Annotated in this window: 23 protein-coding genes, 1 tRNA gene and 1 pseudogene; 8 read left to right on the top strand and 17 right to left on the bottom strand. The window is 37.4% G+C overall.

The genetic code is table 11. From position 1 onward, the window contains the following. The first annotated feature begins 62 nt into the window (after window positions 1–62). Window positions 63–416, top strand: a complete 354-nt coding sequence (locus tag A3223_RS02940) for a histidine triad nucleotide-binding protein (protein ID WP_021091047.1) — start codon at window positions 63–65, stop codon at window positions 414–416. 40 nt (window positions 417–456) lie between these two features. On the opposite strand, the gene A3223_RS09985 is transcribed toward A3223_RS02940, so the two are convergent. From A3223_RS09985 to argH, 3 genes and pseudogenes are all read right to left on the bottom strand, one after another. Beyond that, window positions 457–765, bottom strand: coding sequence for a CZB domain-containing protein (locus tag A3223_RS09985; RefSeq protein ID WP_374048490.1), 309 nt, complete (start codon window positions 763–765; stop codon window positions 457–459). A 69-nt stretch (window positions 766–834) separates the two neighbouring features. Then, window positions 835–1,128, bottom strand: a pseudogene (locus A3223_RS09990) (methyl-accepting chemotaxis protein); the annotation flags it as partial. A 446-nt stretch (window positions 1,129–1,574) separates the two neighbouring features. Continuing rightward, on the bottom strand, window positions 1,575–2,987 hold the full coding sequence (argH, locus tag A3223_RS02950; RefSeq protein ID WP_084108704.1) for an argininosuccinate lyase: 1,413 nt from the start codon (window positions 2,985–2,987) through the stop codon (window positions 1,575–1,577). A 205-nt stretch (window positions 2,988–3,192) separates the two neighbouring features. On the opposite strand from argH, the gene A3223_RS02955 reads away from it, so the two are divergent. Then, on the top strand, window positions 3,193–3,582 hold the full coding sequence (locus tag A3223_RS02955; RefSeq protein WP_084108707.1) for a hypothetical protein: 390 nt from the start codon (window positions 3,193–3,195) through the stop codon (window positions 3,580–3,582). A gap of 2 nt (window positions 3,583–3,584) precedes the next feature. Here the strand turns inward: A3223_RS02955 and A3223_RS02960 are convergent, their stop codons facing one another. Genes A3223_RS02960 through A3223_RS02975 form a run of 4 tightly spaced genes read right to left on the bottom strand, consistent with a single transcriptional unit; the run spans window position 3,585 to window position 7,061 of the window. Continuing rightward, a complete protein-coding gene (locus A3223_RS02960; RefSeq protein ID WP_084108710.1) occupies window positions 3,585–4,124 on the bottom strand; it encodes an oxidoreductase in 540 nt (179 codons plus the stop codon). A 3-nt stretch (window positions 4,125–4,127) separates the two neighbouring features. Beyond that, window positions 4,128–6,305, bottom strand: a complete 2,178-nt coding sequence (locus tag A3223_RS02965) for a heavy metal translocating P-type ATPase (protein ID WP_084108713.1) — start codon at window positions 6,303–6,305, stop codon at window positions 4,128–4,130. A gap of 1 nt (window position 6,306) precedes the next feature. Next, the gene (locus A3223_RS02970) at window positions 6,307–6,510 is read right to left on the bottom strand and encodes a heavy-metal-associated domain-containing protein (RefSeq protein ID WP_084108716.1); all 204 of its coding nucleotides are present in this window, start codon (window positions 6,508–6,510) and stop codon (window positions 6,307–6,309) included. Continuing rightward, on the bottom strand, window positions 6,507–7,061 hold the full coding sequence (locus A3223_RS02975; RefSeq protein ID WP_084109275.1) for a GNAT family N-acetyltransferase: 555 nt from the start codon (window positions 7,059–7,061) through the stop codon (window positions 6,507–6,509). Before A3223_RS02975 ends, A3223_RS02970 begins: the two co-directional genes overlap by 4 nt. Before the next feature lie 152 nt (window positions 7,062–7,213). Here A3223_RS02975 and A3223_RS02980 point away from each other — a divergent pair, with 152 nt between their 5' ends. From A3223_RS02980 to A3223_RS02990, 3 genes are read left to right on the top strand one after another with little or no spacing between them, the layout of a single operon-like run. Next, entirely contained in the window at window positions 7,214–7,921 is a 708-nt protein-coding gene (locus A3223_RS02980) for a YebC/PmpR family DNA-binding transcriptional regulator (RefSeq protein ID WP_021090734.1), read from the top strand. An 11-nt stretch (window positions 7,922–7,932) separates the two neighbouring features. After that, window positions 7,933–8,427, top strand: a complete 495-nt coding sequence (locus tag A3223_RS02985) for a peptidylprolyl isomerase (protein WP_084108719.1) — start codon at window positions 7,933–7,935, stop codon at window positions 8,425–8,427. Window positions 8,428–8,438: 11 nt separating this feature from the next. Next, window positions 8,439–9,794 carry a cation:dicarboxylate symporter family transporter gene (locus A3223_RS02990; protein ID WP_084108722.1) on the top strand — a complete coding sequence of 452 codons (1,356 nt, stop codon included), beginning with the start codon at window positions 8,439–8,441 and terminating at the stop codon, window positions 9,792–9,794. A 353-nt stretch (window positions 9,795–10,147) separates the two neighbouring features. Here the strand turns inward: A3223_RS02990 and pckA are convergent, their stop codons facing one another. The 7 genes from pckA to A3223_RS03025 all read right to left on the bottom strand — a co-directional run bounded on the left by pckA (window position 10,148) and on the right by A3223_RS03025 (window position 19,675). Next, window positions 10,148–11,722, bottom strand: coding sequence for a phosphoenolpyruvate carboxykinase (ATP) (gene pckA, locus A3223_RS02995; RefSeq protein ID WP_180378694.1), 1,575 nt, complete (start codon window positions 11,720–11,722; stop codon window positions 10,148–10,150). A gap of 106 nt (window positions 11,723–11,828) precedes the next feature. Continuing rightward, window positions 11,829–13,631, bottom strand: coding sequence for a biotin/lipoyl-containing protein (locus tag A3223_RS03000; protein ID WP_084108728.1), 1,803 nt, complete (start codon window positions 13,629–13,631; stop codon window positions 11,829–11,831). A gap of 122 nt (window positions 13,632–13,753) precedes the next feature. Then, a complete protein-coding gene (locus tag A3223_RS03005) occupies window positions 13,754–15,142 on the bottom strand; it encodes a TRAP transporter large permease (RefSeq protein WP_084108731.1) in 1,389 nt (462 codons plus the stop codon). Next, on the bottom strand, window positions 15,142–15,651 hold the full coding sequence (locus A3223_RS03010; protein ID WP_021090735.1) for a TRAP transporter small permease subunit: 510 nt from the start codon (window positions 15,649–15,651) through the stop codon (window positions 15,142–15,144). The genes A3223_RS03005 and A3223_RS03010 overlap by 1 nt, the downstream gene beginning before the upstream one ends. 9 nt (window positions 15,652–15,660) lie before the next feature. Then, window positions 15,661–17,001 carry a sodium-dependent transporter gene (locus tag A3223_RS03015; RefSeq protein WP_084108734.1) on the bottom strand — a complete coding sequence of 447 codons (1,341 nt, stop codon included), beginning with the start codon at window positions 16,999–17,001 and terminating at the stop codon, window positions 15,661–15,663. Then, a complete protein-coding gene (locus A3223_RS03020; RefSeq protein ID WP_084108737.1) occupies window positions 17,001–18,332 on the bottom strand; it encodes a sodium-dependent transporter in 1,332 nt (443 codons plus the stop codon). Before A3223_RS03020 ends, A3223_RS03015 begins: the two co-directional genes overlap by 1 nt. Next, window positions 18,329–19,675: a sodium-dependent transporter gene (locus A3223_RS03025; RefSeq protein WP_084108740.1), complete on the bottom strand. Its 1,347-nt coding sequence runs from the start codon at window positions 19,673–19,675 to the stop codon at window positions 18,329–18,331. The genes A3223_RS03020 and A3223_RS03025 overlap by 4 nt, the downstream gene beginning before the upstream one ends. Window positions 19,676–19,880: 205 nt before the next feature. On the opposite strand from A3223_RS03025, the gene A3223_RS03030 reads away from it, so the two are divergent. The 3 genes from A3223_RS03030 to A3223_RS03040 all read left to right on the top strand — a co-directional run bounded on the left by A3223_RS03030 (window position 19,881) and on the right by A3223_RS03040 (window position 21,233). Further along, window positions 19,881–20,183: a F0F1 ATP synthase subunit C gene (locus A3223_RS03030; RefSeq protein ID WP_004317263.1), complete on the top strand. Its 303-nt coding sequence runs from the start codon at window positions 19,881–19,883 to the stop codon at window positions 20,181–20,183. A 46-nt stretch (window positions 20,184–20,229) separates the two neighbouring features. Beyond that, window positions 20,230–20,314, top strand: a tRNA-Leu gene (locus tag A3223_RS03035). Between the two features lie 55 nt (window positions 20,315–20,369). Next, window positions 20,370–21,233: a VIT1/CCC1 transporter family protein gene (locus A3223_RS03040; protein WP_084108742.1), complete on the top strand. Its 864-nt coding sequence runs from the start codon at window positions 20,370–20,372 to the stop codon at window positions 21,231–21,233. Here A3223_RS03040 and ribD read toward each other — a convergent pair. Genes ribD through A3223_RS03055 form a run of 3 tightly spaced genes read right to left on the bottom strand, consistent with a single transcriptional unit; the run spans window position 21,230 to window position 24,519 of the window. Then, window positions 21,230–22,291 carry a bifunctional diaminohydroxyphosphoribosylaminopyrimidine deaminase/5-amino-6-(5-phosphoribosylamino)uracil reductase RibD gene (gene ribD / locus A3223_RS03045; protein ID WP_084108744.1) on the bottom strand — a complete coding sequence of 354 codons (1,062 nt, stop codon included), beginning with the start codon at window positions 22,289–22,291 and terminating at the stop codon, window positions 21,230–21,232. The two genes, A3223_RS03040 and ribD, sit on opposite strands and share 4 nt — an antisense overlap. A gap of 15 nt (window positions 22,292–22,306) precedes the next feature. Then, window positions 22,307–22,858 carry a hypothetical protein gene (locus A3223_RS03050; protein ID WP_084108747.1) on the bottom strand — a complete coding sequence of 184 codons (552 nt, stop codon included), beginning with the start codon at window positions 22,856–22,858 and terminating at the stop codon, window positions 22,307–22,309. A gap of 11 nt (window positions 22,859–22,869) precedes the next feature. After that, entirely contained in the window at window positions 22,870–24,519 is a 1,650-nt protein-coding gene (locus A3223_RS03055) for a formate--tetrahydrofolate ligase (protein ID WP_084108750.1), read from the bottom strand. Window position 24,520 lies beyond the last annotated feature (1 nt).

Genomic DNA, 24,520 nt, shown 5'->3' on the forward strand with positions numbered 1-24,520 from the left:
ATAAAGAGCACGAAATTTAAGCACACTTTGATATAATTTTGCAAAATTTCAAAGGAGCTAAAATGACCATATTTGAAAAGATCGTAGCTGGTGAAATTCCTTGCAACAAAGTGCTTGAAAGCGAGAAATTTCTAGCTTTTAATGACATAAATCCAAAAGCACCGATCCACATCCTAATTATCCCAAAAAAACACTATAAAAATTTCCAAGAGATGGATCCGGTTTTAATGGGAGAGATGACAAAATTTATCCAAGAAGTAGCGACCTTAATGGGTGTTGATAAGAGCGGATACCGCCTCATCACAAACTGCGGTGAAAACGGTGGTCAAGAAGTTATGCACCTACATTTTCACCTACTTGGCGGAGCAAAGCTTGGCTGGAGCGAAGGCGTAGCTGATCCACAAAGCACATTTTAATAACTTCTAAATCTTAGACTCAAAGCATGAGTCTAAGATTTTATTTTCTTGCAGACTTAATAGCTTCAAGCAACTCTTCAAAACCTACTTTACTTGAGTTTTCGACATCTTTTAATATTTCAACGCCAGGTAAATTTCCTTTGTCTTTATCAGCAAAAATAACCATCGCTTTTTCTAGTCCATGATGAACATTTTCATGATGAGCTGCGATACTTGAGAGAATTTTGGCATCTTTTACAAGAGTATTTTTCACATCTTTTTCATACCATTTGCCAAATCTACACTCATGAACATCTTGAATTTTATTAAATTCATTTAAAAGCACACCTCTATATCCATTTAGCTTCATATTTATATGATCTATTTTTCCATTACTTACATAGACTTCATTTGTAACATTTAGAGCCTGATTTAGGATATTTTGCGTATTTGAGTTTACGCTTGAGATGTTTCCTTCAAATCCACCTAAAATTTTCATAGCATTTGCAGAAATTTTTGAGAAATTCTCACTCATTTCGATCATCGTATTTGCACTTTGCTTAAGGCCATTTATATTTACTTCTACTTCAAGTGTCGCTTTTTGAGTGCGCTCAGCTAGCTTTCTAACCTCATCTGCCACGACAGCAAAACCTCGTCCATGCTCACCAGCACGGGCCGCCTCGATCGCAGCATTTAGAGCTAGTAAATTTGTCTGATCTGAGATGTCTTTAATTAGATTTATAATCTCAGCAATCGAATTTACGCTTCCATTAAGCGAAGAAGCGTCATTTGAAAGGTCATTGCTCATCTGACTTACTTGCTCGATCGAGTTTAAAATTTCAGCCGTTTGCGACTTGAGTTCGCCTGTCTCTTTGAAAGTCTTTTCATTCAGTCCATTTATACTTTCAAGCATTTTTAGGTTTTCTTCCATTGTTAATTGCAAGAAATTTATACCATCTTGATAACTTGAAAGCAATAAATTTACAGCCTCTTGCTTATCCTTGGCTTGCTCTTTTGGCTCGCAAGTTTTAACTTTTTTTAGCTCCTCTTTAAGTGCTAAAATTTCAGCCTTTAAAGCTTCATTTTCTCTTTGTAAAGCTTCATTTTTACTAGAAAGCTCTTTATTCTTGCCATCAAAAAACATTTTTCATCCTTTAAAATTTTGTAGATTTTGCGTAATTATAACTCTTTTTTCTTAAGCCAGTAGTCTAAAATTTCTATCTGCTCATCAACGCTTTTATTTGCCGTGCCGCCTTTTGAAGTGCGAGCCTCTTTTGAAGCGTGAAGATCTAAAAATTTAATAGCATTTTCGTCTAAATTTTCATCGACACTTTTTAGCTGCTCTTCATTTAATTCACTCAAATCAAGTCCTAAACTTTCAGCCTTTGCAACAGCTTTGCCTGTGATAAAATGAGCCGTTCTAAACGGGATGTTTTTTTCACGTACTAAATAATCCGCCAAATCAGTAGCACTTAGATGCCCAGTTTTTGTCGCTTTTAGCATGTTTTTTTCATTAAATTTAGCTGTTTTTATCATCTCGTTTAGGATGGTAGTCGAACTTAAAATGGTTGAGACACTGTCAAACACGCCCTCTTTATCTTCTTGCATATCTTTATTATAAGCAAGTGGTAGACCTTTCATCGTAGTTAGTAGCGCTACTAAATTTCCATTTACGCGTCCAGTTTTGCCTCGTATAAGCTCGGCGACATCAGGGTTTTTCTTCTGTGGCATGATAGAGCTGCCTGTACTATAAGCGTCACTGATGCTTACAAAGCCAAATTCTTGCGAACTCCAAAGTATGAGCTCCTCGCAAAGCCTAGAAGCGTGCGTCATAAAAACGCTAATGTTAAATAAAATTTCCAGCGCAAAATCACGGTCGCTCACGCTATCCATCGCATTTTGTGTGCAATCTGCAAAGCCAAGCTCGCTTGCAACGATAGTTCTATCTATCTTATGAGGAGTGCCTGCAAGGGCTGCTGAGCCAAGCGGACTAAAGTTATTTCGCTCATAGGAGCTAATAAAACGCTCGAAATCTCTTTTAAACATAAATGCATATGCTAGCAAGTGATAGCTAAGGCTTACTGGCTGAGCGTGTTGAAGATGTGTGTAGCCTGGCATTAGCGTATCTTTGTGGTTTTTTGCCAAATTTGTAAGCGTGGCGATGAGTTCTTTTATACATGAAGAAATTTCTAAATTTTTCTTCAATACGTAAAATTTAAAATCAATCGCAACTTGGTCGTTTCTACTTCTAGCTGTGTGCAATCTACCACCAAGCTCGGCGCCGATGATCTGGCTAAGGCGCTTCTCAACTGCCATATGTATATCTTCATCTTCTAACTTAAACTCAAATTTACCCGCTCTTATCTCAGATAAAACCTCATCAAGCCCCTTTATGATCGCCTCTGACTCATTTTTTTTCAAAATTCCACAAATTCCAAGCATCTTTGCGTGAGCCTTGCTACCGGCGATATCTTCTTTAAAAAGATTTTTATCAAAATTTATAGAAGCATTAAATTCCTCGAGCAGCTTCGAACTAGCCTCGCTAAATCTACCCTCCCACATCTTTTTGTGTGCGTTTTCATCTTTTTTCATAGCTTTACCTTTAATTAGTTTTGCGTGATTTTAACAAAATAGCACTTAACTGGGTATTTTAACTATAAAGTTGCAAAAAAGTTATAAATATAATTTATCTTTAAGGATATAGAAATATAATTCAAAATATAACTTTTTAAAAACTATTTTAATTTTCTATTGAATATAGTTTAAAATAAAAATAATCTATAAGAGGAAGGATGATATGCAAATAGATGCGAATATGAACTCAAATATTTTCTATCATGATGGCTATACATCTATCTCTTCAAATAGCTCAAAAACAAGCATGTTAGTATCTTCTGGCTATGACAAGAAAGATATTGTTAGAAGCAATGAAGTACATGTAGAACAAAGAGAAGATGCTAAAATTTCCCCTATAATTATTAATAAAGCAAGTGCCATACAGTTACAAAAAGACTTAGAAAAATTACAAGATCAAAAGCTAGATATTTCACATAAGATTTCAAGCATCCAAAGCCTAAAAGATCGTAATTCTATGCAAATGCTTCATTACTTAAATTTAGAGCAGTCAGCCATTCAAAATAACATTTTAAGCATTAAAACTCAAATGATAGAAATGGCACAGGCTTAAAACTAAGCCTTACCAATAATAATTTCTAGAACTAAGCAAAAATCCTCTAAAAAATATCCCATTGATTTATAAAAATTGCTAGTCGCGTCTTTTTGGATATCTTTTGAAAGCTGTTTAGCATAAGGTAAGAAAAATGAGATACTAAAAGCTGCAAGAAGTCTCATAGACTCCTTAGATGCTTCACTTTTTAAAATATTTGCTATTAAAATTAGCTGATTTGAGATACTATCAACCTCGCCCATTTTTGGCTGAAAATTTATAGCCTTATAAAATTGAACTAGATCATCTTTTGCAGAAGAAAAATAGTAGCTTGCCTCAAATTTTGACTTTAAAATGACAAAATCGTCACATAAAGCAGCACTACTTTCATCTTTGATAAATTTGGCATAAAGCTCGTTACCTTTTTTATTTGCTTCGCTATTAGTCTGCGTTATCCACGTATTTGTCTTTTTGATACGCATAAAAGATGAAACGTCTAAAATGCCACTAAAATTTGCAGCAAGCGCAGCCGCTACAACACTATAAAGTTCTCCAAGTTTCAAATTTTAATCCTTAAGTCGTAGATATCTAAGTCTAAGTGCATTTAAAACGACAGTAACAGAGCTAAGACACATTGCCATTGAGCCATAAACTGGGCTTAAAAGTAGCCCAAAGACCTGGTAAAGCACGCCAGCAGCCACTGGAATACAAATCGCGTTATACATAAATGCCCAAAATAAATTTTCTTTTATGTTTGCCATAGTAGCATTTGCCAGTCTAACTAGCCCGGTCACGCCACGCAAATCATTTTTAACAAGCACGATATCTCCAGCACCTTTTGCTATATCTGAGCCTGAGTTCATAGCGATGCCAACACTTGCTTCTTTAAGTGATGGTGAATCATTTACGCCATCTCCAACAAAGATAACGCCACCGTGGCTTGCAAGCTCTTTTATCTCATTAAATTTATCTTCAGGCAACATATTTGCGTGATATTTGCTTACATTTAGCTTCTTGGCGATACTTACAACCACCTTCTCATCATCGCCTGAAAGGATCACACTTTGTAAATTTAGATGTGTAAGCTCATTTATAACATCACTTGCTTCGTCTTTTAGCTCATCACTAAGCGTTAAAAAACCAACAAATTTTTTATTTATAGCACAAAGTATGACGCCACTTCCATCGTTTGTAGCATCTTTTACAGCGTTACTTTCGTCTAAATTTAAACTAACTTCATTTGCCAAAAGCAGCTTTTCGTTTCCGATTATTATCTGATTATTCTCATCTTCATAGACGATGCCTTGCCCGACGACATTTTGGAATTTGCCATTTAGCTTTTGTAAATCTATACATTTTTGCTTTGCATATCTAACGATAGCTTTTGAGATGAGATGCTCACTTAAATTTTCAGCAGAAGCGATAAGTGCTAAATCTTGCTCGCTTAAATTTGAGCTTTTGACGCTAATTTGCCCTTTACTAAGTGTGCCAGTTTTGTCAAATGCTACAAATTTAGCATCTTTTATTAGCTCTAAAACTTCTGGATTTTTTACTAAAATTCCAGCTTTTGCACCACGTGCAAGCGAGCTTACGATTGCTATTGGCGTAGCAAGTCCAAGAGCGCATGGGCATGATATGATAAGAACACAAATCGCACAAGAGATCGCATAAGCAAAATTTCCATCAAAAATGATCCAAGCCAAAAACGTGAGCACTGATATTGCCACCACGCTTGGCACAAAGATATTTGCTATCTTATCAGCGAGCCTGCCTATTGGCATTTTTTTCGTACTAGCGTCATTTAGTAAGCTTAAAATTTGAGACAACAAGCTTTCAAACGAGCTTTTTGTCATCTTGACGCTTATGTAGCCATTTGTATTTAGCGTGCCTGCAAATACATTATCGCCCACCTCTTTATAAACTGGCAGGCTCTCGCCTGTTAGCATCGAAGCATCGATTTCAGCTCCGCCTTGGACTATCACACCGTCACATGGAACATTGTAGCCATTCTTTACAACGACGATATCTCCTATTTTTAGCTCATTTACTGGTACTTCTTTGCTTCTTCCATCTGGCATAAGTAAAAATGCAGTTTTTGGAGAAATTTTAAGTAGTCTCTTTAGATAATCCCCTGCTTTTGCCTTCGAACGCTCTTCAAGATACTTGCCAAGAAGCACAAAAGCTATTATCATCGCTACGCCTGAGACATAGATATTTTTTAGATCATTTGGTAAAAATTTTTCAAAAAGCACCACAAAAAGCGAGTATAAAAACGCACTACCACTTCCAAGAGCGACAAGCACATTCATATCGTAATTTCTATTTTTTACCGCTTCGTAGGCATGAGTAAAAAAGCCTTTGCCACTAAAGATAAGAACTAAAAATGCCAAAGCTAGCATAGCTAAATTTACTAGCATGCTGTAAGGTGCGAACATCTCAAGTGCCATTATTACGATACTTGCGATAAATGCAAATATAAATTTATTTCTTATAGAAGTTATATGCTCGTCTCTTTTTGCTTCAAACTCATCAATATCAGTTGCTACAAAGTAGCCAAGTTTCTTTATCTTTTGCTCTAAAATTTCACGTACACTAGCGTCTTTTAGAACAAACTCGCCGCTTGCGTTTGCAAAATTTACATTTGCTTCAAGTACTCCATCTATCTTTTTAGAAACCTTTTCGATAGCATTTGAGCAGTTTACGCAGCTCATTCCCGCTATATTTAGTTTGACTTTTAAAGACATATCAGAGCTCTTTTATTATGTCAAATCCCAAATCAGCCATTTCAGACTTAAATTTCTCAACATCGCTATCTTTTATATCAAGACTAACTTGTCTTGGCTCTTTGCTAAGATCAACTTCTATCTTGCCAAAGTCATCTTCAAGTGCGTTTTTTATTGTATTTGCACAGTTTTGGCAGTGGATATTGTTTGCTTCAAATGTTTTCATATTATCTCCTTTATCATATGATCGTATTCATGTAAATTTACAATTTTTTTGACATTAAATTTAAAACCCAAACTCTCGTAAAATTTACGAACTTTTGGCTTGTTTGTATCTACTATTAATGAAACCTTTTTATGCCCTAGCTCTTTTGCCTTGACAAATGAATGCCTTATGAGCTCTTTTGCAAGCCCTTGGCCTCTAAAATTTTCATCAACAGCGATACTATCTATATAAAACTCATCGTCAAAACACTCTTTTTCTACCTTGTCATCTTTGCCAAGAGCCATTAAATGCTGTGAAATTTCTCTATCAAGCTGCTCCGCGTCGCCACCAAAGTAAGCACACATCGCTGCAATAATTTCCTCGTTGTTTTTATAAACAAAGACATTTTTATAGCTAAGTCTATTTGTCTCACTTTTGAAAAAAATTTCTAAAATTTCATCACTTTTAATGGGATCATCGTAGCCACTTAGCTTGTAGGCGATATCTTCCATTGCTAGATTTAGTAGCTTTATGCAGCTTTTTGCATCTTGTTTTTGAGCATTTTGTATCATGTGCGTCATTATAAAACTCTAGCTTAAATTTTTACCAAATATCAACCTGCGATTTACAAATTAATAACCCGCAATAGGCAAACTAAAAATGTTTTAAAAAAGTATAAAATTTTTTTAGTTATAATCCGTAAAAAATTTATTTAAGGATATTTATGGGACGAGCATTTGAGTACCGAAGAGCGGCAAAAGAAGCTAGATGGGATAAGATGAGCAAGGTATTTCCAAAACTTGCAAAAGCTATAACAGTAGCTGCAAAAGATGGTGGATGTGATCCAGATATGAACCCTAAACTTCGCGCAGCTATCGCAGCGGCAAAAGCTGAAAATATGCCAAAAGATAACATCGATGCAGCTATAAAAAGAGCAAATGGCAAAGATAGCGCCGATATCAAGACTATTTTTTATGACGGCAAAGCAGCTCACGGCGTGCAGATCATCGTTGAGTGTGCGACTGACAATCCAACTAGAACAGTTGCCAATGTTAAAGCGATATTTAGCAAAAATGGCGGAGAAATTTTGCCAAGTGGTAGCCTTAGCTTTATGTTTACAAGAAAGAGCGTTTTTGAGCTTGAAAAGCCAAGCGCAGACATCGAAGAGATCGAACTTGAGCTGATTGATTATGGACTAAGTGATATCGAGGCTGACGATGAGACGCTATTTGTTTATGGCGATTATGCAAATTTTGGCACACTTCATGAAGGTATCGAAAAGCTAAATTTAGTGGTTAAAAAAGCTTCACTTCAATACTTACCAAATCAAACCGTGAATCTAAGCGAAGAGCAAATGCTTGAGGTTGAGAGACTTCTTGATAAGTTAGAAGACGATGATGACGTTCAAGCAGTTTATACAAATATCGAATAAAAAGGAAATACATGCGTTTTGATGAATTAAAAGTTTATGATATAAATTTAGACGAGCTTAAAAAAGATAAATTTGCAGTTTTAGAGACAGACAAAGGCGAGATCAGACTTGAACTTTTTGCAGAAGAAGCTCCACAAACTGTCGCAAATTTTATCCATTTGATAAAATCAGGCTTTTATAATGGACTAAATTTTCACAGAGTTATACCAAATTTTGTCATCCAAGGCGGCTGCCCAAATGGCACGGGTACAGGCGGTCCTAGCTGGAGGATAAAGTGTGAATGCGATAAGCAAGGGGTAAAGCACGAGCGCGGTAGCCTTAGCATGGCTCATGCAGGTCGCGATACTGGCGGATCACAGTTTTTCATCTGTCATAGCAAGCAACCTCATCTTGATGGCGTGCATACAGTCTTTGGAAAATGCGTTGACGAAGAGAGCCTAAAGGTGCTTGACGCTATAAGACAAGGCGATAAGATCATCTCTGCTAAGATTAGAGAAAGCCTATAAAGGGGAAATTTATGAATAATACTAAAAAGCAAGGAAATCTTGCTGTAAGATTATTTACCAATCTTGCCTTTTGGGTTGTGATCGGTATTGTTGGTGGTGTTATCGTTGGCATGGTCGCACCTGAGCTTGGTATAGCAAGCAAGCCAGGCATTGATTACTTTATAAAAGCTCTTAAAATTTTAATCGGCCCTATCATCTTTTTAACAATCGTTTCAGGCATCGTTGGGCTTGAGAGTTTAAAAGATCTTGGATCTATTGGATTAAAGGCATTTATCTACTTTGAGATAGTTAGCACACTTGCGCTTGCTGTTGGTATCATCTTTGGTGAGACGCTTCGTCCAGGACACGGCATGAACCTTGACTACACTCAGCTTGACGCCTCAAGTGTGGCTAAATTTACATCTCAAGCTGGAAATATGGACGCAAATAGCGGCTTTTTAGCACACACACTTCATCTTTTAAGAGGCGCTGTGCCAGTAGATGATATCTTCCCTTATGTGCACATACTTGATCCATTTATAAAGTCAAACACACTTCAAGTCCTTTTCATGGCGATAGTCGTAGCTATCGTGCTTTCGCTACTTGCTCATGATAAAAAGCAAGCTTGTCTAAAACCGCTTGAATTTATCCAGCACTACGTCTTAAAGCTACTTACTTGGCTTATGCTATTTAGCCCAGTGGCAGCATTTTCAGCGATGGCTTACTTGATCGGCAAATTTGGTATCGGAACGCTTCTTGGCATGATGGAGCTTTTGGTCGTTATGGCACTTGCAAGTTGCTTTTTTATCTTTGTGGTGCTTGGCGTTATCTGCTATTTTGCGAAAATCAATGTCTTTAAATTTATGCGTTTTATTTCAAAAGAGGTATTGGTAGTCTTTGCGACAAGCTCGAGCGAAACAGCTCTTGCGCCACTTATGCAAAAGCTAGAATCAGCTGGTATGAATAGAGGTGCTGTTGGTCTTATCATTCCAACTGGCTACTCATTTAACCTTGACTGCACCAACATCTATCTGAGCTTAAGCGTTATTTTCCTAGCTCAAGCTTTCAACATCCCGCTAAGCTTTGAGCATCTAATAAGTATACTAATCGTACTAATGATCACAAGCAAAGGCGCTGTTGGCGTGACAGGATCAGGCTTTGTCGTCCTTGCTGGAACACTAAGCGCACTTCCAAGCACTGGCATACCAGTCGTCACCGTGGCTGTGCTACTTGGCGTTGATAAATTTATGTCAGAAATGCGTGCTGTTGGCAATCTCTGCGGTAACGCTGTTGGCTGCATGATCGTGTCTATCTGGGATAAAAAAGTCGATATGGATAAATTTAGATACGCACTAGATCATCCAGAGGAATTTCACTTCCACTCATAATATAACTTTATAACTATAAGGGCAACTTTGCCCTTATTATTTTTTATTCTAAATTTAATGTGACATATCTCCTCCTCAAACCTATAAAAATTTTTAAAAACAGCATCGCAATAAACAATATTTGATAACTGGTTCAAGCACAAAAAGAAAAACTAGGAGCTAAGTGTAATAAGAAAATTTTATTAGTAACTAATATATTTGGCAATATCTAATATTTTGTTACTTACTAGAATAAATTTACAAATGTAACACTTGAGATTGGAATTTAGAAGAGAGATACTTTAAATTTAGTCATATCAAAAATATCAACCAAAAAGACTAGCCTTGCAAGAAGCTTTGCAAGGCTATACAAATTAAGCTTTTGGACCAGCTTTAGCGTACTCAACGCCCTCTTTTACATCTTCATAACGCTTGAAATTTTCAACAAACATTTTAGCGAGTTTATCACGTGAAGCGTTATACTCAGCCGGATGCATCCATGTGTTTATAGGATTTAGCAGTTTTGTCTCGACACCATCAAGCTCTTTTGGTATAGCAAAGTTAAATTTATCAAAATTTTCAAATTCGCATTTTGTGATGCTGCCATCAAGGATCGCATTTATGCAAGCACGAGTTGCTTTTATGCTCATACGCTTGCCAACGCCGTAAGCACCACCGCTCCAGCCTGTATTTACAAGATAGACATTAACGCCATGCTTATCGATCTTCTCGCCAAGTAGTTTTGCATAGACGGTTGGATGAAGTGGCATAAATGGCTCGCCAAAGCAAGCGCTAAAAGTAGCTACTGGCTCAGTGATACCGCGTTCTGTACCAGCAACTTTTGCTGTATAGCCACTTAAAAAATAATACATCGCCTGTTCTTTTGTCAGCTTTGCAACTGGGGGAAGCACGCCAAAAGCGTCAGCACTTAAAAAGATGATATTTTTTGGATGTCCAGCGCTTGAGCTTGGCTCGTAATTGTCGATGTGATAGATCGGATAGCTCACGCGTGTGTTTTCAGTCTTTGAGCCATCTTTGTAATCAACCACACCCTTTTCGTCAGCCACGACGTTTTCAAGTAGCGCATCACGCCTAATCGCTGCGTAAATTTCTGGCTCACTGCTTGGATCAAGGTTGATACATTTTGCGTAGCAGCCGCCCTCAAAATTAAACACGCCATCATCGTCCCAGCCGTGCTCATCATCACCTATTAGCTTACGTTTTGGATCGGTTGAAAGTGTCGTTTTGCCAGTACCTGATAGGCCAAAAAATAGCGCCGTGTCGCCCTTCTCGCCTACGTTTGCAGAGCAGTGCATACTTAGTTTACCTTCAAGTGGCAACCAGTAGTTCATCATAGAAAAAATGCCTTTTTTCATCTCACCACCATACCATGTGCCACCGATCACAGCGACATTTTCCTCGACATTAAAGATAACAAAGACATCTGAATGTAGCCCATCAGCCTTATAGTCCTCATTTTTTGTCTTACAAGCGTTATATACTACAAAATCAGGCTCAAATTTAGCTAGCTCCGCTTCACTTGGGCGGATAAACATATTTTTTACAAAGTGCGCTTGCCACGCTACTTCGGTGACAAAGCGAACTGATTTTTGGCTCTTTTTGCTAGCTCCACAAAATGCGTCTTGGATAAAAATTTCCTTGCCACTTAGCTGCTCTTTTGCTTTTTTAAGAAGCTTGTCAAAAAGCTCTTTTGTGATAGGCTGATTTATCTTACCCCAAGCGATGTATTTTTGGCTTGGATCTTGCTTGACGAAATACTTATCTTTTGGGCTTCTTCCAGTAAAAATTCCCGTATCAACCATAAATGTGCCGTTGCTTGAAACCCTGCCTTCGTTGTTTGCCTTTTCAAGCTCAAAAAGCTCGTCGTAGCTTAGATTGTGATTTATCTTTTTGATCTCTTTTAGACCTAGTTCGTCTAGTTTGTTTATCATGTTATTTCCTTTTAAAATTTTCATTTTTTATAAATTCTGACCTAAAAGTCATCAAAATGTTAATCAAATTTCGCTTAACACTCTCTTTTTAAAATGGGCAAATTTATTTAAATTTAGCCACCACTTGATTGTTTGCGACGCTTTGACCTTTGCTAACTTCAATAGAGCCTATCACACCATCTTTTGGAGCTTTGACCTCTATCTCCATCTTCATTGCTTCAAGCACGACTACAGCTTGCCCTTTTTTGACATGGTCTCCTGCGCTTACTAAAATTTTATGCACAGCGCCCGGCAAGCTTGCAACGATATCATTTTCAGTTGCGCCTGCTACTGCACTTTTGGTATTTTTTACGCTCTTGCCTTCAACTTCAGTGATTGATTTTACTTGGATGCTATCATTAAAGCCTTCGCTTACTTCGACATTGTAGCGGCTACCATTTACTACAACGCTATATCTGCCACTTTGAGTTTGTCTTCCCTCGTTTGCCTTAGCGTTTGGATCGATCTTTCTTACATTTACTTTGGCTTCGCCTTTTAAAAATGCGATGCCTTTTTCTTTACAAGCAGCTGCTATAAATATATTTTCTTCGGTAGTTTTTATATTGTTTTGCTTTAGAATTTCTTTTACGTGCGCAAGTGACTTGCTCTCATCTTTATCAGCTATATCAACAGCGTGTTTTGTAGTTGGTTTTAAGCCTAGTTGCTCGCTTGCAAGCTTGATGATCTCTTTATCAGGCGTAACTGGTGTCTTGCCAAAGTAGCCAAGCACCATTTTACCGTATCCCTCAGCGATCTTCTTCCACTTGCCAAACATTACATTATTAAACGCTTGTTGGAAGTAAAACTGGCTAACAGGGGTTACTGAAGTACCGTATCCACCCTTTTGCACCACTTCACGCATCGCAAGGATAACCTCTGGAAATTTATCTAAGATGTTGTTATCTCTCATCATCTGGGTATTTGCAGTGAGCGCACCACCAGGCATCGGTGAAAATGGTATGAGTGGGCTTACTTGTACGGCCTCAGGTGGCAAGAAATACTCTTTTAAGCAATCATTCAAAACGCTTTCATATTTTAAAATTTTCTCCACGTCAAGTCCGCCAAGATCGTAGTTTTTGCCTTTTACTGCGTGAAGCATAGTTAAGATATCTGGCTGGCTTGTACCGCCACTTACTGGGCTTGCGGCTAGATCTATGCCATCAACGCCAGCCTCAAGCGCTGCAAGATAGCAAGCCACACTTACGCCTGCGGTTTCATGTGTGTGAAGTCTGATATGAGTTTTTTCTGGAAGTAGCTTTCTAGCCATTTTTATGGTTTCATAGACCTTTTGTGGGCTACTTGTGCCACTTGCATCTTTAAAGCAAACGCTATGATAAGGGATATTTGCGTCTAAAATTTCTCTTAAAATTTTTTCATAAAATTTAACATCATGTGCTCCCACACAGCCACTAGGCAGATCCATCATCGTAACGACTACTTCGTGTTTTAGCCCGTGATGAGCAATCCTCTCGCCTGAATATTTTAAATTTTCAACGTCATTTAGTGCGTCAAAATTTCTAATGGTGGTGGTTCCGTGTTTTTTGAAAAGCTTTGCGTGAAGGTCGATTAGCTCACGACTACCAGTATCAAGTGTGACGGTATTTACGCCCCTGCTTAGGGTTTGAAGATTTGCTTTTGGTCCTACGATACTTCTAAATTTATCCATCATCGCAAAAGCGTCTTCATTTAGGTAAAAATAAAGGCTTTGAAATCTCGCTCCGCCACCAAATTCAAAATGCTCTATGCCGGCCTCTTTGGCCGCTTCAAGCGCAGGCAAAAAATCATTCATAAGCACTCTAGCGCCATAAACTGACTGAAAGCCATCTCTAAAGGTCGTATCCATAACATCGATAAATTTCTTCGCCATCACCCACCTCATTAATTTTATAAATTTATTTAAAGAGTTCATAGAAAATGGCTAAATTGGTAAGAAACTCAAATTAGCCATTTTGCTTGTTTTTTGGTATTTTACAACCAAAAACTTTTATATCATTTAAAAAGTGAGAGTAAGAAGTTTAATAATCCGCCGTGGCTCGCATCAAGCATTGGCTTTAATTCCATTAGAAAGACGCAGAAAAATACAAGTACAGCAAGTTGAATAAAAATATAAGGCACAACGCCTTTATAAATAGCAGTCGTTTTTATCTCAGCTGGTGCGACTGATCTTAGGAAAAATAAGCTAAAACCAAATGGCGGCGTTAGGAATGAAGTTTGCAAATTCATCGCAACTAAGATTGCTAGATAAATTGGATTTATACCAAGCTTTGCGGCTATTGGTACCAAGATAGGAAGCACAATGTATGAAATCTCAACAAAGTCGATAAAAAAGCCAAGCACAAAGATGACAACCATACTAAAAATGATAAAGCCCCACTTCTCGCCTGGCAAATTTGTCATAAATTTTTCAACAATCTCATCGCCACCAGTGTAACTAAATACCATAGAAAAGGCTGTCGCACCAACAAGTATAGCAAAGACAAGTGCTGTGGTTTTTACGCTTTCTGCCAATGCCTCTTTTATCATAGAAGATGAAAATGTCCTATAAAAAATAGCTAAAATAATGGCTCCAACGCAGCCAAAAGCTGAACTTTCAGTTGGTGTAGCGATACCTGCAAATATAGAACCCAATACACAAATAACAAGTAAAAGCGGTGGAAAGATAGCAATTAGTGCTCTCATGATCTGCTTAAATTTACTAACACCGCTCTCATCTTTTACTACCGGTGCAGTATCTGGTTTCAAATAAGCAACAATCAAAATATAAATGATATAAACTGCTACTAGCGTGAGTCCTGGGATGATGGCTTGATGAAAAAGCTCACCAACTGGCACTGAAAATATATCACCCAAAATAATCAACACGATAGAAGGTGGAATGATCTGCCCAAGCGTACCAGCGGCACATATAGTGCCACAACCTAGCGCTTGGTCGTATTTATACTTTAACATAACAGGCAAGCTTATAACACCCATTGCAACGACACTTGCACCAACAACACCAGTTGAAGCTGCAAGAAGTGCTCCAACCAAGATAGTGCTAATAGCAATACCTCCGCGAATTTCCCCAAAAAGCATACCCATGCTCTCAAGTAACCTCTCAGCTAGTTTTGACTTTTGAAGAACAACGCCCATAAAGACAAAAAGTGGAACTGCTATAAAAATTCTACTCTCCATGATAGAGAAAATTCTATAAGGCATGAAGTTAAACATATCTTTGAAAACTTCAATACTTCCAAGTAGTCCGTCTCCGTCTCCAATGCTCTCAACAATACTACCAATCATGCCAAATATCATAGAAACCGCACCAAAGGTAAAGGCTACTGGAAAGCCAATACCTAGCATTAAAAGCGCAGCTATAAACATTATCAAACCAGCCATTATTCCCCCTTTTTAGCTTTTTTGTAAAGATTAAAATTTCTTATAAAAAAGCCAATCGCAAAAAATACAAGTAGATAAAAAGAAAAAGGAATAAGTGCTTTTATGATCCATCTGTGAGTAAGACCGCCTGGATCTGCACTAGCTTCAGCTGAAGTATAAGCATCACTCACAAATTCAAATGATAAATTTGAAACCAAAAGTGCAAATGGGATTACAAAAATAACAGTTCCTATCATATTTACAAGAGCTTTATTTTTTGGTGAAAATTTAGCATAAAAGATATCAACTCTAACGTGTGCATCTTCTTTTAATGCATAGCTCATGCCAAGCAAAAATATCACAGCAAAAAAATGCCACTCAAGCTCCTGAAATGCAACGTTTCCATAAGAGAAAAAATATCTTGCCACAACGTTAAAAAAAACATCTATTATCATCAAAGCCATAATAAACATGCAAATATAGCCGACTATATCACCGACCTTATCAAAAAATTTCTCAACTTTTTGCATAAACAACCCTTAAAAAAACAATTTATTTATCATGATGATAAAGACGCAAACTGGCGCCACATATCTTAATAAAAAATACCATGCACTAAATACAAAGTCACTCATATATGGACTAAATAGCACATAAAGTGCCTCTCTTTTCATAAAATATCCAACGAATATCGCTCCACCTATACCACTAATTGGAAGCAGAACATTTGAAGCAGTAAAATCAAGAAAATCAAAGAAATTTTTACCAAAGAGCATAAATTTATCGCCAACATTTTCTATATTTGATAAAAGGCACAAAAATCCTAAAACAAAAACACCGGCTCCAACTATGCTAAGAGCTTTTATCCTGCTAATGCCATACTCTCTGATCAAGAAAAATACAAACGGCTCTACGATAGAGATGGCTGAAGTAATGCCAGCAAAGATAAGTGCTGCAAAAAATGCCACAGCTAAAATTTGACCTATCACACCAAGCTTAGCAAAGAGCGTTGGAAGAGAGATAAAGACAAGTCCTGGTCCTTGAGATGGCTCTGCACCAAATTCAAATATAAATGTAAAGATAACAAGACCCATCATGATGGCTAAGACGATATTTATAAAGACGATACTTAGCGTAGAAGTAGCTAAATTTGTATCATCGCTTAGACTGGCTGAATATGTAATGATCGCTGCCATACCAAGAGATAGTGTCCAAAAAGCAAGCCCAAGAGCAAGCAAGAGCGAGTTAAATGAAATTTTGCTAAAGTCAGGAACAAGTAAAAACTCAGCCGATTTTGTAAAGCCATTCATCGTCATAGAAAAGATAAGCATGATTAAAACCATGATAAATAGGCTTGGCATCATCCAAACATTTAGCTTTTCAATGCCACTTTTCACTCCTTTTGAAAGGATAAAAAAGCAAGCTACAAATGCTATAACAAAATAAAGTGTCTGCTCACCAAGACCATGTGTAAGAAGCTCGTTAAATATTACTTTTGAACTTTCTATATCATTTGGAAGACCGGTAAAAGATAGGCTGAAATACTTAAAGACCCAGCCGATGATAACAATATAATAAGATGAGATTATAGCTGCGGTTACCATAGCTAAAATTCCAACCAACTGCCATAAATTTTTATTTTTATTTGCCAACTTTCTAAAGGCATTTACACTATCACTTTCGCTAAGCTTGCCAATACTAAGCTCTGCCATAAAGATAGGTATACCAACTAAAAACGTTATCAAAAGATATAAAATAACAAATGCCGATCCACCATTTTCACCGACCATATATGGAAATTTCCACGCATTGCCAAGTCCAACAGCTGACCCTGCAACTGCTAAAACATAACCTATTTTAGAAAACTGTTCTTTTGCCATTATGCAATCTCCCTTACTAACACCACAAAAACTAGAACTGGTGCTACAAACCTTATTAAAAAATACCAAATTTTAAAAACAATCTCACCCATATAAGGCAAGAATAGCTCTTTTAAAAGCTCAAATTTCATAAAGTACCCAACAAAAATGGCAAATATAATGCCACCAAGTGGGAGCATAATGTTTGAGCTAAGATAATCAAGCAAATCAAAAAAGCTCTTACCAAAAAATGTAAGTGCTTCTTTAAAATCGCCAATACCACTTAATGCACATAAAATCCCTAAAACATAAACTACGGTGCCAACAATAATAATTGATCTATTTCTACTAAATCCCAAGCTTTTATTTAAGAAAAATATAAATGGCTCGACTAGCGAAATAACCGATGTTATACCAGCAAAAAATAAAGATGTAAAAAATGCAAAAGCTAAGAAATTTCCAAGTAAACCAAGCTTTGCAAAAAGCGTTGGAAGCGAGATAAATGCTAACCCTGCACCCTTTGATGGCTCTGAGCCAAATTCATAGGTGAATGTAAAAACTATAAGCCCTATAATTACGCTAATAATTATATTTGCAAAGACTACATAAAGCGATGAAGTGAACAAATTTGTATCATTGCCTAGGCTTGATGAGTAGGTTAAAATGCAGCCAATGCCAATACACATCGTAAAAAAAGCTAGCCCGAGAGCATTTAAGATAGCGCCTTGATCTATCTTTGAAAAATCAGGCACTAGTAAAAATTTAGCCGCCTCATCAAATCCATTCATACCAAAAGAGTAGCCGAGCATAAGCAAAAGTAAAATAAAAAGTGCTGGAATAAGATATACATTTATACGCTCTATTCCGCTTTTTATACCTTTTGTAAGTATAAAAAAGTATGCAAAAAAAGCGATGCTAAAATATAAAATTTGCTCCTCTATGCCCTTTGAAGTAAAATTTACAAAAAGCGCTTCTGAGCTTGCCATATTTTTTGGAAGCTCGCCAAGACTTAAGATAACATATTTTAAAACCCAGCCAATAATGAGCGTATAAAAAGATGCGATGAATAGCCCTGTCACCATCACAACACCAGCAAATTTCCAAGAATTTGCCCCCTTTGTAGCTAGACTTTTAAATGCCCCAACCGTATCAAGGCGTGAAATTTTACCCATTGCCATCTCAGCAAAAAATATGCTAAGGCCAACCACAAAAGCAAAAAATAGATATATAAGAATAAATGCTGAACCACCGTTACTACCGACCATATATGGAAATTTCCATGCATTACCAAGGCCAATAGCCGCTCCAATGATAGAAAGAACAAAACCAACTTTACTAAATCTATCCATCATTTACCTGCTATTTGATAGATCATGATGGCACAAATTGCGATTGGTACGATGTATCTTAAAGCAAAATACCAAATTTCAAAAAATACTTTTCCCATAAATTCGCCAAAGAGTAGATATAGGCTCTCTTTTTTAAGTTTATAGCCAACAAAAAAACTAAAAATTATGGCACCTATTGGCATCATTATATTTGAAGTAAGAAAATCAAGTGCATCAAAGACTGGCTTACCAAAAATACTAAAGATATTAGCCGTATGTGCATAATATGAAAAAATACAAAAAAGGCCTAAAATATAGACAAAAATTCCAATATAAACAAGAGCCATTTTTCGTGAAATTTCAAATTTTCTAACCAAATAATAAGCAAATGGTTCAATCATCGAAACAGCACTTGTAACACCAGCAAATAAAAGTGAAACAAAAAATGCGATGGCCATAATATTGCCAACTATCCCAAGTTTTGCGAAGAGCGTAACAAGTGAGATAAAGATAAGACCCGGGCCACTTGCCGTACTATCAGCTCCATAAGCAAATATAAATGTAAAGACCACAAGCCCCATCATAATGCCTATTAATATGTTTATAAAGATGATAGAAAGCGTTGATTTTATAAGATTTGTCTGCTCTGGTAAATTTGCAGCATATGTCGGTATTACACCAACGCCCATAGATAGTGAGAAGAACGCAAGTCCAAGAGCTTGCAAAACAACATCTGGCGTGATCGCACTAAAATTTGGCACAAATAAAAATTTAGCCGCCTTAACAAAACCATCACCCATGCTAATTGCATAAAAAAGTATACAAACAAGCAGTATAAAAAGACCTGGCATCATCCAGATATTTAGCTTTTCAATGCCACTTTTCACACCTTTTGAAACAGCAAAAAATACCATCAAAAAGACCAAGCTAAAGCAAACAATAGCACTACTTAGGTCATTCGATAAAAGCGTATTAAACTGCTGGGCCGCCTCTTCTTGATTGCTCAAAAGTGGCGAAAAACTAAGATAAATGTATTTTAATATCCAGCCAATGACAACCATATAAAACGAAGCAATAAGTATCGCTCCTATCATAAAAAAGCCTGAAAAAGACCATATTTTTTTATGTTTTGGAGCAAGTTTATAAATGGAGCTTACAACGTCACTCTCACCAAGCTTACCAATGCTAAGCTCTGCTAAAAACGCTACAAAAGCGATAGCAAACGTGAGAAGTAAATATAAAACTATAAACGCTGAACCGCCATTGTTTCCTACCATTGTTGGAAATTTCCATGCATTACCAAGTCCAACAGCCGATCCCGCCATAGCAAGAACAAAGCCTATTTTTGAAAATTTTTCATTTATCATTGATTACCTGAGATTAAGAATAAATTAATTTTTTCAAAGATAACATAAAAAAACTTTTATTTTTCTAAGCCAAGAATTTTTTATGGGCAATTTAAATTTTTAGTGTTTTTATTTGAAACAAAGTTTTGTTTTTGTAATATTACGGCTCATAAAGTTTAAGTAGGGGACAGATCCGAAAGAGCTTTAAAATTTTAAAGGAGCAACGATGAAAAAGATCGTGTTTTTAATTCTTGGTCTTGCTGCATTCGCATTTGGCGCTGATGGCGAGATGATTAGATCATATTCAGTTATCGCTGGTGGTATTGGCCTTGGCCTTGCAGCTCTTGGTGGCGCTATTGGTATGGGCAATACAGCTGCTGCAACAATTAGTGGAACAGCTAGAAACCCAGGTGTTGGTAGCAAACTTATGACTACAATGTTTATCGCTCTTGCGATGATCGAAGCACAAGTTATCTACGCACTTGTTATTACACTTATTGTTCTTTACGCAAACCCAATGCTTGGCTAAGCGTAAAGCTTAAATTTAGCCCCTTTTTGGGGCTTTTACTCTTTTTGCGATCATGGTGGAATTGGTAGACACGCTATCTTGAGGGGGTAGTGCCGCTAGGTGTGCGAGTTCGAGTCTCGCTGATCGCACCATCTAATCTTACACTTCAAAATCCAAAATCTTACAAAATTTAAAAAGGGGGAATTTATGCTAGATAAAAAGCGTGCTTTAAAACAGCTACAAAATGAAGCAGATGATACCGCTATCTATACATTACTCGAAGCTAGTGAAAAAATCGAAGAAAATAAAAAAATACTTCGTAAATTAATCACTGAAGAAAAACGACACTATGCTTTTTGCCAAAAGATAACAGGTGAGAGTAGAACTGCAAATTTATTCAAAGTCATTTTCTATACGATACTAGTTAAAATTTTTGGAACATCTTTTACTTTAAAATTTATGGAGTCACGTGAAGAAGACGCAGAGCAATTTTATCTTGATATCGTTGATGAGTATCCTGAAGCTAAAGATATTTATGATGAAGAAGTAAATCATGAAAATAATTTAATCTCTATGTTAAAAGATACGAAACTAGTCAATGCTGGTGGCATTGTTCTTGGTATGAATGACGCATTAGTTGAGCTAACTGGCACACTAAGTGGTATTGCACTTGCTTTTTCAAATACAAAATCAGTTGGTGCGACAGGCCTTATAATGGGTATTGCAGCTGCTCTTTCTATGGCAGGATCGGCCTATCTTGAGTCAAAAGAAAATCCAAGCGACGAGATCAAACCGCTTACCTATTCGCTCTACACAGGCGGTTCGTACATCATAACAACGGCGTTTTTGATACTTCCATTTTTTATTTTTTCAAGCAGTCTTTACGCTGTTTTGTCGATGTTTTTCTTTGCGCTAGTTGCCATCATCACTTACAACTTTTACATAAGCGTGGCAAAAGAGCTTAAATTTTTACCAAGAGTGATTGAGATGTGTGTGATAACTTTTGGTGTTGCGATCATTTCATTTGGCATTGGGTTTTTAGTTAAGCACTATTTTGGACTAGATATTTAATCCAAAATTTCATACCAAGTGTAGCTATCGTTTCCAAAATTCCCACTAAATAGTGGCTTTAAATTTAGATCAAGGCTCAAGCTTTTACCATCCTTAAAATTTGAGCTTTGATAGATAAGTAGCCATTTTACGTTTGCTAGCTTGCCATCTTTTGCAAGTTTTAAAAACTCACCAGCGCCTTCAAACATGCTAAGCCCTTTTAAGCTAAGCTTTTTTTGAATGCTAACTTTGCGACCTGGCACGCTAAAAAGCGGCAATGTTTCATCAAATTTATCACTTCTTGAGTAGATTATGACGTCTGGGTTTTTGCCGCCACTTACTAGCCTACTATCAAGCTTTGGGCCATCAACTCGCACCGTGTTGCCGCCGATCACTAGCGTATCTATGACGCTTCTTAGTTTATGGACGTGCGTGCGGCTAAGCTCATTTGTGATGATGCCACCACTTGCCACGCCATTTTTACTAAGAGCTATTTTTAAAAAACTAAATCCACCATTTTGATAGGCTAAAAATGGCTCAAGCAGCTTATCGCAGCGCTCTTTTAAAATGCCAAATTTAACTTTTACTCCAGCGCTTTTAAGTAAATTAGCGCCACCACTTGCGATTTTATTTTTATCGTGGCTACCTATTATCACCTCTCTAAAACCAAGCTCTTTTAGTAAATTTGCACAAGGTGGCGTTTTGCCATGATGCGAGCAAGGCTCAAGAGTGACGTAAGCCTTTGCATTTTTTAGTAAATTTGAGTGATTTTTTAGTATAAATTCATAGGTAAATTTTGGCTCCAAAAGGCCAAATTCGCCCTCTTTTATATTAGAGCTAAATTTATCGTTATACGCTTTTATAAAATCATCTTTAAATTTTTCACTTTTTTTACAAAGCGCAAAGAATATCGCTGTCGGTTCAGCGTGTAAATATCCAGCCTTTTCATGAGCCTTGCAAGATAAAATTTGACCATTTTCATCAAGAATAAGACATCCAACGGCTGGATTTGGATAGGTCAGGATCTGAAATTTCCAAGCCTCGCTTAAAGCAAGATCCATGTAAAATTCGTCGTTCATCTTAGCAGACTATTTTTATTTTCCTATATCTTTTATCTCATCAACAAGAGTTTTTGAGATCAAGTCGATATCGGTCGGCTCATCCTCCGCGTCCCACCTAAATGCAGCAATTTCCGCCAAAACAGCGATCTCTTTAAAATAGCTATATTTCGTTGTAGAGAGTGGTATAGTGTAAGAGACCAAAAGCCTATCAGCGTTATCATAAATTTTCACGCTATAGCGAAAGTGTGGCTTGTTTAACGCCTTGCCATCCCAGTTAAACCATCTTTCATAGTCCATTTGTATTTTTATCTTGAAGCTATTTTCGTCCCATAAAATGCCCTGCTCTTTTAGATGTTTGTTTATAAATTCCACAAACTCATCACGAAGTTCGCTTTCATTTTTATAGTTAGTGTTGTGCTCGTATCTAGTTGGTTGATTTGTCAATGTTAGGTTAAAATCACTAACAATATATTTAGCCACGCTTTTTTGTATCGGCGTTGGCTCAACATTATATTTATATCTTCCCCCACATCCAACGAAGAAAACACTTAAAACTATTAAAAAGAGTATTTTTACAAATTTCATATTTTCTAAATTTACGATAAGCCGTCGATCTTGCCGTCTGCGTCTATCCTCATATTGACAGCGGCTGGTACTTTTGGAAGTCCTGGCATTAGCATGATCTTACCGCAGACTGCGACGATAAAGCCAGCCCCCGTTCTAATGTCAAGGTCTTTTACACTAAAAGTAAAACCCTTTGCTCTACCCAAAAGTTTCGCATCGTCGCTAAATGAGTACTGTGTTTTTGCGATACAAACTGGCAAATGGCTCAAATTTAGCTCTTTTATCATCTCAAGCTTTTTAAGAGCGGCCTCTTCAAAGACTACCTCGCCAGCTCCATAAATTTCCTTAGCGACCTTTTCTATTTTAGTTTTCGTATCGTCACTCATCTCGTATGTGAAATTTATCTTGCTTGGCTTATCGCACGCTTTTAAAACTAGATCGGCAAGCTCAAGCGCACCTTTACCACCTTTTAAGAAATTCTCACAAACTGCCACTTCTACACCAAGCTCACGGCAGTACTCTTTTACGAAATTTATCTCTTCACCAGTATCAAAGCCAAATTTATTAAGCGCCACAACTACGTTTTGACCAAATTTGACTTTTAAATTTTCGATGTGGCCGCCAAGGTTTTCGATACCTTTTTTAAGGGCGTTCATATCTGGTTTTGTGATCTCATCTTTATTTGCTTCGCCATTATATTTTAGCGATCTGATCGTGCTTACAAGCACCACAGCGCTTGGCTTGATGTCAGCGATCCTGCATTTTATATCTAAAAATTTCTCAGCGCCAAGCTCCGAGCCAAAGCCAGCTTCAGTGATGACATAGTCGGCCAAATTTAGAGCCGTTTTTGTTGCGATGACGGAGTTGCAGCCGTGTGCGATGTTTGCAAATGGGCCGCCATGCACGAGCGTAGGTGTGTGCTCTAATGTTTGAAATAAATTTGGCTTGATCGCATCTTTTAAAAGTATACAAACAGCGTCTTGACAGCCTAGATCACGCACGTAGATAGGCTTTTTATCGCTATCGTAGGCAACCATGATATTTGCCACACGCTCTTTTAGATCAGAAAGGCTCGTAGCTAGACAAAGCACAGCCATGATCTCGCTTGCAGCGGTGATGTTAAAGCCATCTTCTCTTGGCACGCCATCTGTTCTACCGCCCTGACCCACAGTGATAAATCTAAGCGCGCGGTCGTTCATATCCATACAGCGCTTCCATAAAATTTTCTCGATTTTTAGCGGGTTTTCTTGATAGAGGCTATTATCTATCATCGCTGAAATCAGGTTATTTGCCGATGTTATCGCGTGAAAATCGCCGGTGAAGTGTAAATTTAGATCTTCCATCGGTGCTAGCTGCGAGTAGCCACCACCTGCTGCTCCACCCTTTATGCCAAAAACTGGCCCCAAAGATGGCTCACGAAGTGCCAAACAGACCTTTTTATTAAGTGAATTTAGCGCATCAGCTAGACCGATCGACATAGTCGTTTTACCCTCGCCGTATGGGGTTGGATTGGTAGCGGTGACTAAGATGAGCTTTGAGTTTGACGTCTCAAGCCTTGGAGAAATTTTTGCCTTATATTTACCGTAAAGTTCAAGCTCGTCTTCGTTTAAGCCTAGTTTTGCGGCAACCTTACTGATGTGTTCAAGTTTTGTTTGGTGAGTTATCTCGATGTCGCTTAGCATT

Origin of the sequence: Campylobacter concisus, assembly GCF_002092855.1 — a bacterium.
GTDB lineage: Bacteria > Campylobacterota > Campylobacteria > Campylobacterales > Campylobacteraceae > Campylobacter_A > Campylobacter_A concisus_AI.